Origin of the sequence: Nocardiopsis alkaliphila YIM 80379, assembly GCF_000341005.1 — a bacterium.
GTDB lineage: Bacteria > Actinomycetota > Actinomycetes > Streptosporangiales > Streptosporangiaceae > Nocardiopsis > Nocardiopsis alkaliphila.
The window spans coordinates 52064-70022 of sequence record NZ_ANBD01000055.1; the positions used below are offsets into that span (position 1 = coordinate 52064).

A 17959-nucleotide genomic window follows, 5' to 3' on the forward strand; every position below is an offset into this window, starting at 1 on the left:
GTAGGGCGTACGGGTCAGTGTACGCCCTACGGACCGGCCACCGGGGTTCACCGGCGGGGGCGAGGCCGGGCGTTCTGGGTGATCCAGGAGTCCTCGACTACCGCCGGGTCGCCGAACAGCTCCCGCGTGACCGCTCAGCTGGGGGAGGCGGCCGAAGAGTTCCAGCTGACGACGCTGGGGTCGGCGGCTTCCCGGGATGCGGTCGGCCTCTGGCCGACCGGGAGCGGATAGGCCGGATCTTAGTCAGTGGGGATGAAGGAGCCCGAGACGGTGGCGTCGGCGACCGCCACGGACTTGAAGGCCGCGGCGACCAGGGCGGCGGCCAGTAGCAGCGGCAAGGTGCCCGCGACCACGGTGGTGCGCCCGGTCCGGGCCCGGTGTAGTCGTTCGGCGATGATGGACTCGGTGTGCGCGTCCACGGCCGAGGTGGGTTCGACCAGGAGCAGGACCTTCGGTGCCCGCGACGTGCAGCGCGGAGTGGGTCTCGGCGTCACCGCGGGTTCCGTGCGGGTCCAGGACCTCGCGCAGGGAACCGGCGAACAGGTAGGTGTCGTTGTCGGACACCAGGATCCGGTGGCGGACCTCGTCGAGTGCCAGATCGCGCAGCGGCACCCCGCCCCAGCCGGTATCGGAGGAGGTGTAGCGGCCCAGCCGGTCCATGAGGTCGGTGGTGTGCCGGCCGTCCGTGCTGACCAGGGTGGTGCTCCGGACCATAAGGCCCGGGACTAGTCCAGTTCGGGCAAGGGGTATTGGCGGATCGCGAACTCGTGGATTCTCGCCCGGGCACTGCCCAACGCCTACTGGGACGACCTTGGTCTGCGGTCGTTGAGCGGGCCCTATCGCCGTTTCAGGCGAGCGGTCTGACGAACCGCCGGGTGCGTGGTCCGCATGTCCGGTGGTGTGGGAGGCGGGTCGGGCGGCCCGACCCGCCTACCCGATTCTGTGCCGGGTGTTGGCCGATCCTTCACCGGGGCCGACTCGCTTCGTTCGATCCTTGCCGGCCGGGCCGAGCGCGTCCCAAGTGTGCCTCTGGCCCCTCTCCCTAACGTCTGTGGAGGGCGGGCCGAGAACATGCTTCGTACAGCGTACGGGAATTTTTGCGGAATCCCTTGTGTCCATGGTTTCGTATAGCGTACTGTACGGCGTACGACAAGCAGGGTCGATTGATGGCTCTGAGGAGGATGCTTTGGATTCGACCGAGTTCGCGGTCACGGCACAAAGCCTGGGCAAGAGGTACGGCAAGGCCTGGGCGCTGAAGGACTTCAACCTGAATGTGCGACGCGGCACGGTGTGCGGCCTGCTCGGCCCCAACGGGGCGGGCAAGACCACGTCGGTGCGCATTCTGACCACACTGCTGCGCCACGATGAGGGCAGCGCCCGGGTCGCCGGGTACGACATCGCCACCCAGGGCGTTCAGGTGCGGCACCAGATCGGGCTGGTGGGGCAGAACGCGGCCGTCGACGAGGTGCTCAGTGGCCGCCAGAACCTCGAGATGTTCGGACGGCTCTACCACTTGGGCGCTCGGCGGGCCGGACGCCGCGCTGACGAACTGCTCGAGCAGTTCCGGCTCACCGACACCGGGAAGAAGGCGGTCAGCGCCTACTCCGGGGGCATGCGGCGCCGCCTCGACCTGGCGGCCAGCATGATCCTCTCCCCGCCGGTGCTCTTCCTGGACGAGCCCACGACAGGGCTGGACCCCCGCAGCCGAAACGAAGTGTGGGGAGCGGTCCGCGGACTGGTCAGCGGGGGCACGACGGTGCTGCTCACCACCCAGTACCTGGAGGAGGCCGATCAGCTCGCGGATCGGATCTCGGTGATCGACTCCGGCACCGTCGTCGCGGAGGGAACCCCCGGGGACCTGAAGACTCAGATCGGGGGAGACCGGATCGATGTCGTCGCGCACGACACCGAGACCCTGGAGGAGATCGCGCGGATCATGGAGCGGGTGGCCGGCGGACAGTCGTCGGTCGAGAGTGACACCCGGCGGGTCAGTGTCGGCGTGGACAACCGCGTCCCGGCGCTCACCGAGGTGGCGAGGGCGTTGGAGAGCGCTGGGATCGCTGTGGAGGACATCGCCTTGCGGCGTCCGACCCTGGACGAGGTGTTCCTGTACCTCACCGGTGACGGCACGGACAGCTCCAACACTTCCGAGACCGCCCAGGAGGCCTCAGTCCGATGAACGACACCAAGATCGCGGCCCCGGTCGGGTCGCGCAGCGCCGGTGACAGGCTCCGGTGGGCGCTCGTGGACGGGTGGACCGTCACACGCCGAGACCTCCTCCACTGGGCGCGCCAACCCGGGCAGCTGATCGCCGGGCTGTTGTTCCCAGTGGTCATGGTGCTGATGTTCGGATTCCTGTTCGGCGGCGCGATGATCGTGCCCGGAGGCGGGAACTACCGCGAATTCCTGATGCCCGGCATGTTCGCCATGGCGATGGTCTTCGGTATCGGGGAGACCGTTACCGCTGTCGCCCACGACGCCTCACGCGGGGTCACGGATCGCTTCCGTTCCATGCCGATGGCGCCTTCCGCGGTGGTGGTCGGCCGCTGCGTCGCGGACATGCTCAAGTCCACCATCACCCTGTTCCTCCTCATCGGATGCGGTCTGCTGATGGGCTGGCAGTGGAACGGTACGGCAGGCGAGGCCGCCACCGGGATCGGGCTGCTCCTGCTGCTCCGTTTCTCCCTGGTCTGGATGGGCATCTACGTCGGCCTGGTCATGCGGGGCGAGAGCGCCATCATGGCCGTGCACACGCTGGAGTTCCCGCTGGGATTCCTCTCCAACGCCTTCGTGGCGACCGCCACCATGCCCCTGTGGCTGGGCACGATCGCTGACTGGAACCCGCTGTCCTCGACCGTCGCCGCCACTCGTGAGCTGTTCGGCAACCCCGGTTGGGGCGGCGATAGCTGGATCGTGCAGAACGCGATCCTGATGGCGGTGGTCTGGCCACTGATCATCGTCGCGATCTTCTTCCCCCTGTGTGTCCAACGGTTCCGAAGGCTCGGTCAGTAGCTGACGGACCTCTACCCCGGCCATGGCGGTGCCACCGTCCGGCACCGCCATGGCCCCAGTACCCGAGGAGAACCGATGTCCACTGCTGGATCAACGGAGCGACAGGACCTGAGGCCGTCGACGCTCGAGGTCATGATCGGTGTGTCTCTCGCCCCTGGCCTGCCCTGCGACCACGAGGTCGCGGGGCTGCTGACCCTCCCCGGCGGGGAACCCGCGAACACCGTGCAGTTGTTGGTTCCCGGGGGCACGTACGGAAGCGAATACTGGCTGACGCGCGGTGACCCGGACCATCCGTCCTACACCGAGACCATGGCCGACGCCGGTTACGCGACGCTGGCGGTGGACAGGTTCGGTGCCGGGGAGAAGAGCTCGCTTCCGCCCTCGGGCGGATTCCGAAAGGGGACACACGTCCATGTGGTGTCACAGATCGTGAGCCGGCTCCGCGAGAACGGTGTCGCCGGGTACCGGTTCGGCCGCGTCGTCCTGGTCGGGCACTCCTATGGTTCCACGCTGGCGCGCTCCCTGGCGGTCAGGGAGCCGGGGGCGATCGACGGCCTCATCCTGACGGGAGAGTGCAGCAAGCCCAACGAGGCGGCCTTCATGGAGTTCGAGTCCGCCCTGTACGCGGCGGACCAGGACCCCCGGTTGGCCGGACGGGGCGTTGACGCCGGTTACTACACGACCAGACCCGGTATGCGTGAAGAGTGGTTCTACCACGCCCCCACCGCGGATCCCGAGGTCATCGCGGCCGACGAACGGACCAAGGCGGCCGACGTGTACAGCGAGGACTACCCCCTGCCCACCGAGAATGCGGCCATCCGGGTTCCGGTCCTCATCGTGGTCGGTGAGAACGATCGCCTGCTGTGCGGTGAGGGCGGAACCGACTCCGCCGGCTCCGCTGGGTTCCTGGAACAGGAATCGAGGTGGTACCCCCCTGAGGCGCGCCTGGAGGCCGTGATCGTGCCCGACACGGGGCACGCCCTCAACCTGCACCGGACCGCGCCCCTCTGGTTATCCGTGGCACGGGAGTGGTGTGACCGTCACATTGGTTAGCGGCGAGAAAGGGGCACGGGGACTGATGGTGAGGACACCGGCTGAGAACATGGACGAACACGGGTCGGAACACCCCGCCCTGGAGGACTGCGCTGTGGTGTTCGAGGCCGCGGACCCACCGCGCGACGGGCGCTTCGCCTTCTGGCGGCCCGACGGCACGGCACTTCCCGCGCGGGTGGGAGAACCGGGGGAGCTCGACGTGGCGGAGCCCGACCGGGGCCGCGTCCGTGTGCGGCGCGTACCGGTGGTCAGGATCCCGGTCGCGGACGCTCTGACCACCCTGATCAGGGCGCGGTACGCGTACGGGGAGCGGAACCCGGACCCGTCGGCTGCCTTCTGGGGAGCGGCCTGCCTCATCGCCTTGGACCTGGTGGCGCGCGGCCGCCTCCTGCCGGGGGTGTCGGACGGCGGTTTCGACGCCTGGCGCCTCGGACCCTTGGACATCGCCGACATGGAACGGATCAGAGAACTGGCCGCCGCGATGCCCGCCCGGGCCCGCGCGGTTCCAGTGGTGGGTGTCGCGCCGGTAGCCCTCCACCGCGCGGAAGGGCTGCTTCGCCTGTGCCTGGACGCCATCGCCGACACGATGCCACGCACGCCCATCGCTGAGCTGATCTCCGGCGGGAAGCCGTTCGCCGCCCTGGAACCCCAGCCCTCCGAAGAGCTGCGCGACTGGGCCGACAGTATCGCCATCGGTCAGGACGTCGGTGTGCGGATCTCCCTGCGCCTCGAGATCCCCGGTGGTGTCGACGCGCTGGAACGAGGCGGGGGGAGCACACCCGTACGCGCCGTGGTCCGTACGCGCAGCCTCGCCGACCCGACTGTCATCGTCGACGCCGTCGACCTCTGGGAGGGCGGCGATGACCGGTTCGGGCCGCAAGGGCGTTTCCACGCGATCATGGCCATCCGACGGGCGGCGGTCGCGTGGGCGCCCCTGGAACGGCTGCTCGATCACTCGGTCCCTGATGAGCTGGAGTTGTCCGATGACGAGGTTCTCCGCCTCGTCGGCGACGACGCCGCCAGTGTGGACGAGGCGAGGGTGGAGATCCAGTGGCCCGACGAGATCGCCCACATACTGGAGGCGCGCGCGGAGATCGGCGTACGCGACTCGGCACCCGCGGACCCCGCGGCCTTTTTCCGCGGTGATGACCGGGTCAGTCTCAACTGGCGCCTGTACGTGGACGGCGACAGGCTCGACGACGAGGACATGGCCTACGTGGCCAAATCTGACCGGCCCTTCGTATATCTGAAGGACCGCTGGCTGCTGCTCCCCATGGAACTGGGCCGCAAAGCGCGCGAGTGGGAACTGGAACCCCAGACGCCTATGCGCGCGCTGGGCGCCGCGCTGCTCGGCGGGATCGAGATCGATGGCGGGACCGGTCCGGAGTGGGTGGACGTCGACCCGTCGTGGTGGCTCGCCGCGCTCCGGGACCGGATCAGCGGCCCGGACAGTGGGGAGGAGCCCTTGGTCCAGCCTGCCGAACTCGAAGCGACGTTGCGAGACTACCAACTCAGGGGATTGCGCTGGTTGGACCGCATGACCTCGCTCGGGCTGAACGGCTGCCTGGCGGACGACATGGGCCTCGGCAAGACCATCACGCTCATCGCCCTGTACCTGAAACGGAGTCGCGGCTCGGCGCACGCGCCACCGACCCTGGTGGTGTGCCCCGCGTCGCTCCTGGGCAACTGGGAGCGCGAGATCGCGCGGTTCGCCCCCGGGACACCGGTCAGCAGGTTCCACGGTCCCGGCCGGACCCTGGAGGAAGCCACCGAAGGGTTCGTCCTCACCACCTACGGAACCATGCGCCTGGACGCCGAGCGCCTGGACGGGGTCGGGTGGGATCTGGTCGTGGCCGACGAGGCCCAGCACGTCAAGAACCCGCTGTCCGCCACGGCCAAGGCGTTGCGCGGGATACCCGCCGCCGCCAGAGTGGCCCTCACCGGTACCCCGGTGGAGAATAACCTGTCCGAGCTGTGGGCGATCCTGGACTGGACCACCCCGGGGTTGCTCGGCCCGCTGGCCGAGTTCCGTGCGCGCTGGGCGCGTCCGGTGGAGGAGGAAGGCGACGCCGGTACGGCGGAGCGACTCTCCCGCATGGTCGGACCCTTCCTGCTGCGTCGGCGCAAGACCGACCCGAACATCGTGCCCGAGTTGCCGCCCAAGGTCGAGACCGACCGTCCGGTGGGTCTGACCTCCGAACAGGTCCACCTCTACGAGAGCACGGTCAGTTCGGTCATGGCCGAGATCGCCGGCAGCGAGGGGATCGCTCGCCGGGGCCGCGTCCTGAAGCTGCTCACGGGGCTCAAACAGATCTGCAACCACCCGGCCCAGTACCTCAAGGAGGAACAGCCTCGGCTGCGCGGGCGCTCCGGGAAGCTCGAACTCCTGGAGGAGCTCCTGGAGACGATCGTTGCCGAGAACGACGCGGTGCTGGTGTTCACACAGTATGTGGCGATGGCCCGGCTCATCGAGGCCAGGCTCCGGGAACGCGGCCTACCAGCACAGCTGCTGCACGGCGGAACCCCGGTGTCGAAGAGGGAGGGGATGGTCCGGCGCTTCCAGGAGGGTGAGGTCCCCGTGTTCCTGCTGTCCCTCAAGGCCGCGGGCACCGGGCTCAACCTCACCCGTGCCGGGCACGTGGTGCACTTCGACCGCTGGTGGAACCCGGCGGTGGAGGAACAGGCCACTGACCGCGCCTACCGGATCGGCCAGACCCGGTCGGTCCAGGTGCACAGGATCATCGCCGAGGGGACCTTGGAGGACCGTATCGCCTCGATGCTCCGTTCCAAGCGACACCTGGCCGACGCGGTGCTGTCCTCGGGTGAGGCGGCGCTGAGTGAGCTGTCCGACACGGAGCTGGCCGGGCTCGTGAAACTGGAGGATCACACGCGATGAGCACGGAGTACGACGAACGAGCGAAGTCCTTTCCGCCCAAACCCGCTTACAAGAAGGGGAAGCGCTTCGCGCAGAGCTGGTGGGGCAACGCGTGGATCAAGGCCATGGTCGACACCGCCCTGGATCCGGTTCCGCTGAAGAAAGGGCGCCGATACGCCGCCGCCGGGCACGTCGGCACCGTCACGGTCAGCCCTGGGCGCGCGGCGGCGACGGTGTTCGACGAGGAGGGCGCACAGGAGGCCGTGGTCCTGCTGGACCAGTTCTCCGAGGACGAGTGGGGCCGCTTCCTCGAAAAGGTCGCGGTCAAGGCCGGGCACACCGCCGATCTTCTGGAACGAAAGATGCCGAAGGAGGTGGCGGAGGACGCGGAGGAAGCCGACGTACGGCTGCTCCCGGGCGTGGGCGACCTCGACCCGGAGTGCACGTGCCTCGACTTCGAACTGCCCTGTAAGCACGCCGCGGCGCTCAGCTACCAGCTGGCGCGTCTCCTGGACGAGGACCCGTTCGTTCTGCTGCTCCTGCGCGGCCGGACCGAGGACGAACTCGTCGAGGAGATCAGTCAGCTGAACGCCGCCGAGGAGGAGGGTGCCGCCGCGGATGAGAGCGTGCCCGCCGAGGACGCTTTCGCGGTGGGCGTTCCCGCCCTGCCGGAGCCGCCGCCACGACCGGAGGCGACCGCTGTCGGGACGTTCCCGTCCTACCACGGGTACGAAACGGAGGAGGCCGAACCGGCCAGGCTGGACTGGTTGGTCTTCGACACGTCGGCCCGCGCGTTCGAGGCCGTCGCCGCAGTCGACGGCATGACCTTCGAGCGGGAGCTGGACGAGTGGCGAGACGCCGTGCGGATGGTCGCCGCGAATGATGATCCGGCTCTCGCGGAACGGTTGGGAAAGAGGTTCCCAGGGGACATCGCGACGGCCGCGTCGGCGTGGCGGTACGGCGGAGGCGATGGTTTGGACGCTCTGGAGACGTCTTGGACCCCGGACCGGTGGGAAGTGGCCCGTGCGCGTACGGAAATGGAGCAGGCCTGGGATGACGGGGTCCCTGAGGAACAGCCGGACATCCAGGTCTGGCGTAACCGGTGGACGGTGAAGAACCGGGGAGTGCAGCTGCGCTACGGCCGGGACCTGAAGTGGTACCCGTACCGGCAGGAGGGCAAGGCCTGGTTCCCGGCCGGACCGCCGGACACGGACCCCGCGGCTGTCTTGGCGGAACTGCTGGCCGAGGACGGTCTCCAATGACGCGCACAGGCGACCTTCGGCGGACGGGAGGGTAAGGGTATGACGGGAAGTCCGAGGCGGGCGGCGGATCCGGCGCGCAGCCTGGCGCTCCTGTGGCGCACCGGGGAACAGGTGAACAGCAGGGGCAAACCGGGGCTGAGCATCGACCGCATCGTCGACGCGGCCGTCGGTATCGCTGATCACGAGGGCCTGGAGGCGCTTTCCATGCGAAAGGTCGCCATGAAACTGGGCGTGGGGACCATGTCCCTGTACACCTATGTCCCCGGAAAGAGCGAGCTGGTCGACGTCATGCTCGACTCGGTCCACGGCGGACTCGAAGCCCCCGAGCCGCATGTGCGGGGGTGGCGGGCCCGCCTGCACACGACCGCGCACCGGACCTGGGACCTGTATCGGCATCATGTGTGGATCCTGGAGGTGACCAGGGGGCGCCCGGTCCTCGGGCCCAATCTCGTCGCGAAGTACGAGCGAGAGCTACGGGAACTGGAGGGTATCGGGCTCAACGAGATCGAGATGGACTCGGTCGTCGGCCTCATCAACGGGTACGTCGAAGGGGCCGTCGCACGTGCGGTCGCCGGTGAGGAGACCGAACGCCGCACCGGCATCACCGACGAGCAGTGGTGGAGGGCGCACGCCCCCGCCCTGAGCAGGATCGCGGATGTCGAACTCTTTCCCACGGCCGCACGGGTGGGAGCCATCGCGGGTGCTGCGCACGGGTCCGCCTACGATCCGCTGCACGGGTTCGAGTTCGGACTGGCCCGTGTCCTGGACGGGATCGACGTACTCGTGCGCTCGCGGGCGAAGGAGGAGGAGCGGGGTGGACCGGTCGAACCGGTTCCCCCCGCCCGGGGAGACGAAGGGTCAGAACGGCCCGCTGAACCCGGCGGTGATCGGGCGCGGTGTCCGGAACTCTGAGGCATCCAGCCTGAGGGCCGTGAGGCACGCGCGGGCGATCCGTTCCGCGTCGGGGTGGAACGCCTCCTCCAGAGGGAACGACACCGGCGCGGGACAGTCCGGCGGGGTCACCCGTACCACGGGGGAACGCAGAGCGCCGGGAACGTTCTCCGCCACGATCGCCGCCACCTCCGCGGAGAACCCGAACGGCGCCCAACTGGTGTCCGCGACGACCAGGTGCCCGGTCCTGGCCACAGACGACATGATGAGGCCGCCATCCAAGGGGCGCACGCTCCGGGGGTCGAGTACCTCGGCGCTCACCCCCACGTCAGCGAGCAGGTCGGCGGCGCGCTCGGCCTCGTGTGCCATGAGTGAGGCCGCCACGATGGTGACGTCGTCGCCCCGCCGGGCCACGCGTCCCCTCCCGAAGGGGACGGGCACCGCTTCCTCGGGAACCTCGCCCTTCAACGAGTAGAGTCCGCGGTTCTCCAGCAGTACCACCGGGTCCCGGCCCTGGAGGGCGCTGATGATCAGCCCTTTGGCGTCGGCCGGGGTCGCGGGAGTGGCCACACGCAGTCCGGGGAAGTGGCCGAACACCGACTGGAGGCTCTGGGAGTGTGTCGCACCCTGCCCCCAGCCGCGTCCCACCACGCCCCGCATGACCAGCGGGACCCCGGCGGGGTCACCGTAGACGTACCGCCATTTCGAGGCCAGGTTGATCACGGAGTCCATCGCGAGGAGCATGAAGTCGGCTCTGGTGTGTACGACCAGGGGGCGCATGCCCGCCGCGGCCGTGCCCAGGGCGATGCCCGCGAAAGCGTTCTCCGCGTTGGGGACGTCGATGACGCGGGAAGGCCCGAAGGCCTCGAAGGCCTCACGCGTGGTGCCGTGTGTCCCCTTTTCGTCATCGACGTTCTGGCCCGCCACGAACACGCTCGGGTCGGCGGCCATGCACTGGACTGTGGCCTCGCTGATCGCTTGGGCGTAGGTGAGCTCGCGCATGTGAACATGTCCTTCCTCAGCTGTGGTGAACGCCGTCGAGCAGGGTCGAGGTAGAGGGGAAAGGGGCGGCTCTGGCCGCTTCCACCGCCAGACGGACCTCCTGTTCGGCCTCCTGCCTCCAGCGGTCGACGACCCGGTCAGGGGATTCGCAGCCGAGGTCCGCGGAACGGAGCGCGTTCGAGGCACGGACGACGGGGCACGAGCGTGTCCGCACGTCGGTCTCCGCGCCGTGCTCGGCGTCGCGGTCCGGATGGGGGCCCACGTGTTCGAGGAGGCGGCGCGTCGTCAGCTCCAGCAGGTAGGGTCCGCGACCACGCCGACACAGGCGTACCGCCTCGACCGCGGCGTCGTGCACCGCCTCGACATCGTTGCCGTCCACCAGCGCGGAGGACACCCCGTAGCCACGCGCACGTTCCCAGACGGTGGTGCCCCGCGGTTGGCGCGCGGTCAGCGGTGAAGTGATGGAGTAGCCGTTGTTCTCGCACACGAGAAGCACCGGAAGGTTGTGCAGCGCAGCGAAGTTGAGGGACTCGTGGAAGACGCCTTCCTCCGCCGCCCCGTCCCCGAAGAAAACCGCTGTCACCTCGTCGGAACCCCTCATCACGGACGCCCAAGCCGTGCCCGTGCCGACGGCGATGGTCTCACCGAGGATCGACGCGGCCATGAACCCCACCTTCGGGTCGATGAGGTGCATTGATCCGCCCCGACCTCCTGCGCAGCCGGTTCGCTTCCCGTGGAGCTCGGCGACCATCGCGTGCAGGTCCCCGCCCTTGGCCAGATAAGGGGCATGGCTCCGATGACCGCTGTAGACACGGTCGTCCGGGCGCAGAGCCGAGCACACCCCCACAGCGGTCGCCTCCTGGCCCACGGAGAAGTGGGTGGGAGTGCGCATCTCCTGCTTGTCCCGGTACAACTCGGCCAGTGCTGTCTCGACGGTGCGAATACGAACCATCTCGCGCAGCATCCTCATCAGCGGTGTCATCGGGCTCCTCCTCGTTACCGAGACATGCGGTGCCCGCCGATGGTCGCTCCCGCGTCTCGAAACCCGGTGGAGCCCGGCTGGTCCAGTACCGCTCCAGCGCGGCCCGAGGAGGATTCATGAGTCTGATTTCCGACGAGCGCTGGCCAAAGAGGCGCGGAGCCCAACAGGGGAGGACGTTGTGAGCGTCAGTGGAATGCTGCGCTTCGGCGTGGTCGGTCTTATGTGGGGTTCCAGCATGTTCTGGATCATGCTGGCCCTGCAAGGACTGAACACGGTGCAGTTCAGCTTCGGGAGGATCGTGATCGCCGCAGCGACACTGTCGGTGGCGTTGGCGGTGTGCGGTGTCGCGTTGCCCAAGGGTTCACGGGTATGGGGACACCTCCTGGTCCTGGCTTTGCTCTCCCATCTTCTTCCCGTGATCCTGCTGGAGATCGGGGACGCGACCGGATCGGACTCGGGCCTGGTCTCGGTGTTCAACGCCAGCGTCCCGCTGTGCGTCGTCGTGCTGCTTCTACTCGGGGGACGCACACGCGGGCTCGGTGCCCGCCTTCCGCTCGGGCTGGTGGTCGGGTTCGCGGGGGTCCTGCTCCTGTTCGCCCCTTGGGAGGCGGGCGCCGGGCGCCTGCTCACCTGGGGGGTTCTCATCTCCCTGGTGGGCGCCGTCTTCTACGGACTCTCCATGCTCTACATGGAGTGGCTGATGAACAAGGGGCTGCTGACCCCGCTGACCCTCGCGGCGGGCCAAGCCCTGCTGGGCGCCGGGTGGATCGGTCTCGCGCTTCCCCTAGGCGGCCTCGAGGTCCCCCAGCTGTCGCTCACCGTGGTCCTGGGAGTCACCGTCACCGGTGTTCTCAACACCGGTCTCGTGTACTGGCTCTTCGTGCGCCTCGTCAGGGACGAGGGCTCGACCATGGCCTCATCCGTCATGTACGTCGTGCCGATCGTGCTCATCCTCCTGAGCACCGTCATCCTCGGTCAGGAGGTCAGCGGTCGCGAGTGGGCGGGCATGCTCGTCATCCTTGTCGGCCTCTGCCTCGCCTGGTGGCCGAGCCGGATCGGCAAGCCCACGGAGCGCCGCGACTCCGCTCCGGTTCCGGTCTGAACTCCCCAAGCCAACCCACCGGGAAGGGACCACATGTCCATGCTCGACCAGGAGTTGGGGCGGCGCCTGCAGCTCGCCCATGGGCTTCACTGGCTGCGGCGCCGCACCGGAGACCCCTACGCCGCGCTGCTGTGCGGACACCCCGAGGACACGGCCTACCACCGCACCGAGGTTCTCGCCAGAGGTCCGCTGTGGCTCAGCACCACGGGTGCGTGGGTGACAGGTGACCACGCGACCGGCACCGCGCTTCTCGCGCACCGTTCCCTGAGCGCGGAGGCCGCGGTCGCCGCATCGGTACGTGATCGGCTCGTCCAGCTCAAGGGTGTCCTTTCCGAGACGGTGGTGAGAGCAGAGGAACCACCCCTTGCCACCGCGGACCGGTGGAGGGCGGCGGCAGAGCGCCTGTGCGTGCGTCGGCTCGCCGTCTTGCCCGAAGAGTTCGACCTGCTGGCCGACGTGGCCCGCCCGGTGGGAGTGGAACTGCTCGCCGAGACACTGGGCGTCGGTGAGGCGGACTTTCCTGCCCTGGCGTCCGCCTGCGAGGGGACCGAGGCGGCACTGGACGCTTCGCTCAGCCCGCAGACCCTGGGCGTAAGTCGGCGCCTGGCCGACGCCGTCGACGGGCTCGAACGGCTCTCCAGCCGATTCCATAGGCAGTCCTTGCACGGTTCCATCGGAGGCGCGCCCCGGGAGACGGGTGTGCTGTTGGCCGTGGCCGGTCTGCGGATCGCGCACGACCTGTTGGCCAACTCCGTGCGCGCCCTCCTCGGTCACTCGGGGATGTGGTCAGGACTGGCCGCCGACCCGGGCCGGGCTGGTCCGGTCATCCGGGAGACCCTTCGCTACGATCCTCCGGTGCGCGTACACACCCTGCGCGCGCACGAGGACCTCACCGTTCGGGGTGAGCGGATACCCGCCGGTGGTCGGGTGGCTGTGGTGATCGCGTCCACCAACCGCGACCCGCGGGTGTTCGACCAGCCCGACGTCTTCGACCCTGACCGAGGCGGGGGAACGGAGGCCCTGCTCCCGGGGCCACCGTACGGACTTGCCCTTCCCTTCGCGCGCGCCTTGGCCGAGGGCCAGCTACGCGCCCTGGCGGCGGTGTTCCCCCGACTGGTCGGTGCGGGGCCCGCGACCAGCCACCCCAGGTCACCACTGACCGGGCGCCTCGCGCGGCTGCCTCTGTACGCGAATCAGCCGACCGCCGAGAGTTGAGGACTTCCATGAGGGTTCTGTTCGTCTGCTTCGCGCACGACACGCACTACTTCCCGATGGTGCCCCTGGCCTGGGCGCTGCGCACAGCCGGGCACGAAGTCAGGGTCGCCAGTGGGCCGGACCTGACCGACACCATCGCCCGGACCGGTCTGCCCGCGGTCAGCGTCGGCACATCGGAGTGGTACAGCAACGACCCGTACGACCCGGAGGCGCTGGGGGAGCTGCTGGCCGAGGGCTCACCGTACGCCGAGTACTTCGACTACACGCGCCGGGACGAGGAACAGTGGACGTGGGAGGGGTTGCTCGCTCTGGAGAACATCATGGTCCCCGCCCTGTTCGCGTCGATGAACAACGATCCCACCCTGGCCGACCTGATCGACGTCGCCCGCGACTGGCGACCGGACCTGGTGATCTGGGAGACCTACAGTTTCGCGGGAGCCGTGGCGGCCCGCGCGGTCGGCGCGGCCCACGCTCGCCTGGTGTGGGGTGCGGACGTCGCGCTCCGCGCGCGCCGGGAGTTCCTGCGGTGCTCGTTGGAGCAGCCGCCCGAACACCGCGAGGATCCGACCGCGGAATGGCTGGGCTGGTCCCTTGAACGCTTCGGAGGAAACTTCGACGAGGAGGTGCTGACCGGCCAGTGGACGATCGACCCCTCCCCGGCCCCGGTACGCCTAGACCTGGGGCTGGACACGATCGGGGTCCGGTACGTCCCCTACCCGGGGCCGATCACGGTGGTGCCCGAGTGGTCCCGCGAGAAGCCCAAGCGTGCTCGGGTCTGCCTGTCCCTGGGGCTGAGCGGCACGGCGGAACGGATGGGGGCCACCCTCGGTGAGGTCCTGGAATCGATGGCCGATCTGGACGCGGAGGTTATCGCCACCCTCACCGAGGAACAGGTCGCGGCGGTGGGCACGCTTCCGGACAACGTCCGGGCGGTCGGGTTCGCCCCGTTGGACCAGTTGCTGCCGAGCTGCGCGGCGATCGTGCACCACGGCGGGATCGGCACGACGGCCACCGCTTACCTCCACGGGGTACCGCAGCTCCTGCTCTCCGGTGGCTGGGACACCGCGGTGAAGGCGGACGCGATCGAGGCCACCGGCGCCGGGCTGGGCCTGCCACTGACGGAGGTAACCCGGGACAAAGTGGGCGACGCCGTGCGACGGCTGTTGGGGGAACCCTCCTTCACCAAGGCCGCGATGACGCTTCGCGAGCACATGCTCGCCGAGCCCACTCTGAACGAGGCCATCACACTGATCGAGCGCCGGGTGTCCCAGCACAGGGCCTCGCGGGAGGCCGGGGGCTGGTGAACACGCGACGAACGCCCGGCCCATACGGTGGGCGGAGGGACGGTTCGGTCACTCCGCTGGACCTGGCCTCGTCGGCCGCGGCCCGCGACGGGATGCTGACCTCCGATGAGGCGACCCGCCGACGGCTTGTTGATCGGTTCGACCGGGCGGCCCCCATGCGGGTGACGCGGCGGCTGTTGGAGGAACTGGAAGGCTGGTCTCTGCACACCGACAGCGGTCGAATCCGTCATGAGAGCGGGCGCTTCTTCAGTATCGGTGGGGTCGCCGTGGAGATGCCGGGCGCCGACGTGCCCTTTTGGACGCAGCCGATCATCCATCAGCCGGAGACCGGGGTCCTCGGCATCCTGGTGAAGAGGTTCGCGGGGGTCGTGCACCTGCTTATGCAGGCCAAGACCGAGCCGGGCAACCGCGGAGGCTTCCAGCTCTCACCGACCGTCCAAGCAACCCGTAGCAACTTCACCGGTGTGCATCGCGGGCGCGCGGTGCCCTACGTCGACCGCTTTCTGAACGCCGCGCCCGAACGGGTGATCTCGGACGTTCGGCAGTCGGAACAAGGAACCTGGTTCGTGCGCAAGCGCAACAGGAACATGGTCGTCGAGGCCACGGACGAGGTGAAGGTCCTCGACGGGTTCGTGTGGCTCACCCTGGGGCAGGTGTACCGCCTGCTGGCCGAGGACAATCTCGTCAACATGGACGCGCGTACGGTGCTGGCCTGCCTCCTCCCCTCTGGCCCGGACCCGGGGGTGCTCCTAGGGGACGGGCACGGGTTCCGGGGGGCGCTCGTGCGGTCGGGCCTGCCCGGTTCGCGTCCTCTGCACGGGACCGACGAGATTCTCGGATGGATCAGCCGTGTGCGCTCCATGACCGAGGTCAGCGTGACCCCAGTGCCCCTCGGGGACGTGCGTGGTTGGCGTTGGGAGGGCGGCCGTATCAGCCATGAGCGCGGCCGCCACTTCGACGTCATCGGGGTGCGCGTCCAGGCCCGAGGCCGTGAGGTCGTCGGTTGGGACCAGCCGATGATCGCGGCGCGCGGAGTGGGCACGGCCGCCTTCGTGGTGGCCCGGATCCGCGGGCTGCTCCACGTGCTGGTGAGAACGAGGGTCGAGCCCGGCTACGCGGACGTGGCGGAGCTCGGTCCCACCGTGCAGTGCGGGTCCGTGTGGAGCGGCCGTCCCGAACCGCCGTTTTTCAGGGAGGTCCTCGGCGCACCGGCCGACCGGATCAGGTTCGACACCGTTTTGTCCGAGGAAGGCGGTCGCTTCTTTCACACACGCAACCGCTACATGATCGTCGAGGCGGCGCCCGGGGAGGTGTCCGAGGCACCGGGGTTCCGCTGGGTGACCCTCCACCAGTTGTCCGAATTGGTCCGGCACAGTCACTACCTGAACGTCGAGGCGCGCACGCTCATGGCCTGTCTGTACAGCCTGGCCGCGCGCCCCTGACCCGGAGGCCCGGCTCCGTCCAGTCCCTGGGGTCGGGGCGCGACCAGTTCTTCGACCGCAGACCCACCGCCTCGACCAGGGCGGCCTGCGCCAGGATCGCCGACCGGTACGGCTCTGGGTCGCTGTCTCCGTGAACGGCGCGGACGAAGGCCGTCAGCAGTGACACGATCTGGTCCTCAGGCCCGAATTCCAGGGTCCGGGACGTCCCCTCGCTCTCGATATGAACGAGCGAGGGGACGTCGCTGGGGTGCGTATAGGCGCGCCCGACACTGATGTGTCCCGCACTTCCCCAGATGCCGTAGGAGCTTCGGTAGGAGTGGACGAACCCGTAGCCGACCCGGGCGGTCAGTTCCGGAGCCGCTAGAAGCGCGTGACCCGTCACGTCCACCCCGAACTCCTCGTCGCGGCCCTCCCACGCGGCCTCCACCGTCAGCTCGGATCCGCAGAATTCCTGGACGGCCCGGACCGTGTACACCCCGACATCCAACAGAGCTCCACCGCCCAGTTCAGCGCGGTATCGGATGTCGGTAGCCGGTCGCGGGGGGATGCCGAAGTCCGCGGTGATGAGCCGGGGAACACCGATGCGGCCCTCCTCGACCATCGAGCGGACGGCCAGGTGGCGGGAGTGGTGCGTGAAGGCGAAGTTCTCCATTACGACCAGCCTCCGCTCATCGGCCAGTCGCGTCAGCCACTCGGCTTCTTCCAGGGTAGGGGCGAACGGTTTCTCCACCAGGACGTGCTTGCCTGCGCGCAGCGCGCGGGCCGCCCACTCCACATGGAGTCCGGAGGGGAGCGGTATGTATACGGCTTCGACGTCCGCTCGGTCCACCACGTTCTGGTAACCGAGCACGGGGGCACCCTCGAACTCGTTGGTGAGCTGTTCCGCCCTGCCGATGTGACGGCTTCCAACGGCGGTCACACGGAGGGAGGGGATGCCGGCCATCGTGGGGAGCATGCGGCGGCGAGCGAAGTCCGAGCACCCCAGGACCCCGATGCCGATCGGGCCGCTAGGGCGGCTGCTGGCCGGGTTCTGTCTCATAGGACCATCTTTCGCGCCCCTACCAGAGGTGACCTCGAGACCCGCTTGACGCTGGACGGCTCAAGTCCGGCTCGACCGGATGGTGCGACGGTGTTCGGCGACGGCGAGTGGGGGCGGGAGCGGTGGTCATGGGTTCGGAGTCCACGATGAACGATGAGGAAGTCTTCCCCGAGGGGGAGGGGCCAGCCCCCGTGATCCCCGATGTCTGGAGGGTGGCTCTGCGTCCTCACGAGGATGTGCGCGGCCGATTTGTGGAGAGTTTCCACCAGGAACGCTTCGCCGCCGAGAGCGGGCGGCTCATGACGGTCAGACAGGTGAACTACTCGGTATCCCGCCGGGGGGTTGTGCGAGGGGTGCACTATTTCGCGGGCCCGGGTGGCCAGACGAAGTATGTGACGTGTGTTTCAGGCGAGGTGCTCGACGTGGCGGTCGACCTCCGGGTCGGGTCGCCCACCTACGGCAGGTGGGAGTCGGTGCGGATGGACGCCTCCCGCCCGCGCGCCGTCCACGTGCCGGTGGGGCTGGGACACGCTTTCGTCGCCCTGAGCGAAGAGGCGGTGATGCTCTACCTGTGCGACTCGCCCTACGTCCCCGGACTGGAGCGGACCGTGCACCCCCTCGATCCGGAGCTCGCGCTCCCCTGGTCTGGTGACCTCGCCCCGACCCTGTCAGAGCGGGACCACGCGGCACCGTCTCTGGCCGAGGCCCGAGCGGACGGTCTCCTACCTTCCCACCCCTCCTGAGGTGTGCGGGGACCGGGTGAGCCCGGACCCCGCACAC

Annotated in this window: 15 protein-coding genes; 11 read left to right on the top strand and 4 right to left on the bottom strand. The window is 69.0% G+C overall.

From position 1 onward, the window contains the following. Positions 1-239: 239 nt before the first annotated feature. Positions 240-494, bottom strand: a complete 255-nt coding sequence (locus tag D472_RS29490; protein ID WP_083903419.1) for a hypothetical protein — start codon at positions 492-494, stop codon at positions 240-242. 692 nt (positions 495-1186) lie between these two features. On the opposite strand from D472_RS29490, the gene D472_RS0109005 reads away from it, so the two are divergent. The 6 genes from D472_RS0109005 to D472_RS0109030 all read left to right on the top strand — a co-directional run bounded on the left by D472_RS0109005 (position 1187) and on the right by D472_RS0109030 (position 9114). Next, the gene (locus tag D472_RS0109005) at positions 1187-2179 is read left to right on the top strand and encodes a daunorubicin resistance protein DrrA family ABC transporter ATP-binding protein (protein ID WP_017604151.1); all 993 of its coding nucleotides are present in this window, start codon (positions 1187-1189) and stop codon (positions 2177-2179) included. Continuing rightward, the gene (locus D472_RS0109010; RefSeq protein ID WP_017604152.1) at positions 2176-3012 is read left to right on the top strand and encodes an ABC transporter permease; all 837 of its coding nucleotides are present in this window, start codon (positions 2176-2178) and stop codon (positions 3010-3012) included. The genes D472_RS0109005 and D472_RS0109010 overlap by 4 nt, the downstream gene beginning before the upstream one ends. A 132-nt stretch (positions 3013-3144) precedes the next feature. Next, positions 3145-4065, top strand: coding sequence for an alpha/beta hydrolase (locus tag D472_RS0109015; protein WP_017604153.1), 921 nt, complete (start codon positions 3145-3147; stop codon positions 4063-4065). Positions 4066-4090: 25 nt separating this feature from the next. Further along, on the top strand, positions 4091-6961 hold the full coding sequence (locus D472_RS0109020; protein WP_026117518.1) for a DEAD/DEAH box helicase: 2871 nt from the start codon (positions 4091-4093) through the stop codon (positions 6959-6961). Next, positions 6958-8202 carry an SWIM zinc finger family protein gene (locus D472_RS0109025; RefSeq protein ID WP_017604155.1) on the top strand — a complete coding sequence of 415 codons (1245 nt, stop codon included), beginning with the start codon at positions 6958-6960 and terminating at the stop codon, positions 8200-8202. Before D472_RS0109020 ends, D472_RS0109025 begins: the two co-directional genes overlap by 4 nt. 39 nt (positions 8203-8241) lie before the next feature. Continuing rightward, positions 8242-9114: a TetR/AcrR family transcriptional regulator gene (locus tag D472_RS0109030; protein WP_017604156.1), complete on the top strand. Its 873-nt coding sequence runs from the start codon at positions 8242-8244 to the stop codon at positions 9112-9114. Here the strand turns inward: D472_RS0109030 and D472_RS0109035 are convergent. Further along, positions 9061-10095 (bottom strand): alpha-ketoacid dehydrogenase subunit beta, encoded by a 1035-nt coding sequence (locus D472_RS0109035; protein ID WP_017604157.1) that lies wholly within the window; start codon positions 10093-10095, stop codon positions 9061-9063. The genes D472_RS0109030 and D472_RS0109035 overlap by 54 nt on opposite strands. Before the next feature lie 16 nt (positions 10096-10111). Further along, the gene (locus tag D472_RS0109040) at positions 10112-11077 is read right to left on the bottom strand and encodes a thiamine pyrophosphate-dependent dehydrogenase E1 component subunit alpha (protein WP_017604158.1); all 966 of its coding nucleotides are present in this window, start codon (positions 11075-11077) and stop codon (positions 10112-10114) included. 178 nt (positions 11078-11255) lie between these two features. Here D472_RS0109040 and D472_RS0109045 point away from each other — a divergent pair, with 178 nt between their 5' ends. Genes D472_RS0109045 through D472_RS0109060 form a run of 4 tightly spaced genes read left to right on the top strand, consistent with a single transcriptional unit; the run spans position 11256 to position 16140 of the window. After that, complete coding sequence (locus D472_RS0109045; protein WP_239642939.1) at positions 11256-12179, top strand: DMT family transporter; 924 nt, start codon at positions 11256-11258, stop codon at positions 12177-12179. Positions 12180-12212: 33 nt separating this feature from the next. Continuing rightward, entirely contained in the window at positions 12213-13394 is a 1182-nt protein-coding gene (locus tag D472_RS0109050) for a cytochrome P450 family protein (protein ID WP_017604160.1), read from the top strand. Between the two features lie 8 nt (positions 13395-13402). After that, positions 13403-14698, top strand: coding sequence for an activator-dependent family glycosyltransferase (locus D472_RS0109055; RefSeq protein WP_017604161.1), 1296 nt, complete (start codon positions 13403-13405; stop codon positions 14696-14698). Further along, complete coding sequence (locus tag D472_RS0109060) at positions 14695-16140, top strand: NDP-hexose 2,3-dehydratase family protein (RefSeq protein WP_017604162.1); 1446 nt, start codon at positions 14695-14697, stop codon at positions 16138-16140. Before D472_RS0109055 ends, D472_RS0109060 begins: the two co-directional genes overlap by 4 nt. Here the strand turns inward: D472_RS0109060 and D472_RS0109065 are convergent. Next, entirely contained in the window at positions 16103-17179 is a 1077-nt protein-coding gene (locus D472_RS0109065) for a Gfo/Idh/MocA family protein (protein ID WP_017604163.1), read from the bottom strand. The two genes, D472_RS0109060 and D472_RS0109065, sit on opposite strands and share 38 nt — an antisense overlap. A 146-nt stretch (positions 17180-17325) precedes the next feature. On the opposite strand from D472_RS0109065, the gene D472_RS0109070 reads away from it, so the two are divergent. Then, positions 17326-17922 (top strand): dTDP-4-dehydrorhamnose 3,5-epimerase family protein, encoded by a 597-nt coding sequence (locus tag D472_RS0109070; RefSeq protein WP_193373443.1) that lies wholly within the window; start codon positions 17326-17328, stop codon positions 17920-17922. The last annotated feature ends 37 nt before the right edge of the window (positions 17923-17959 follow it).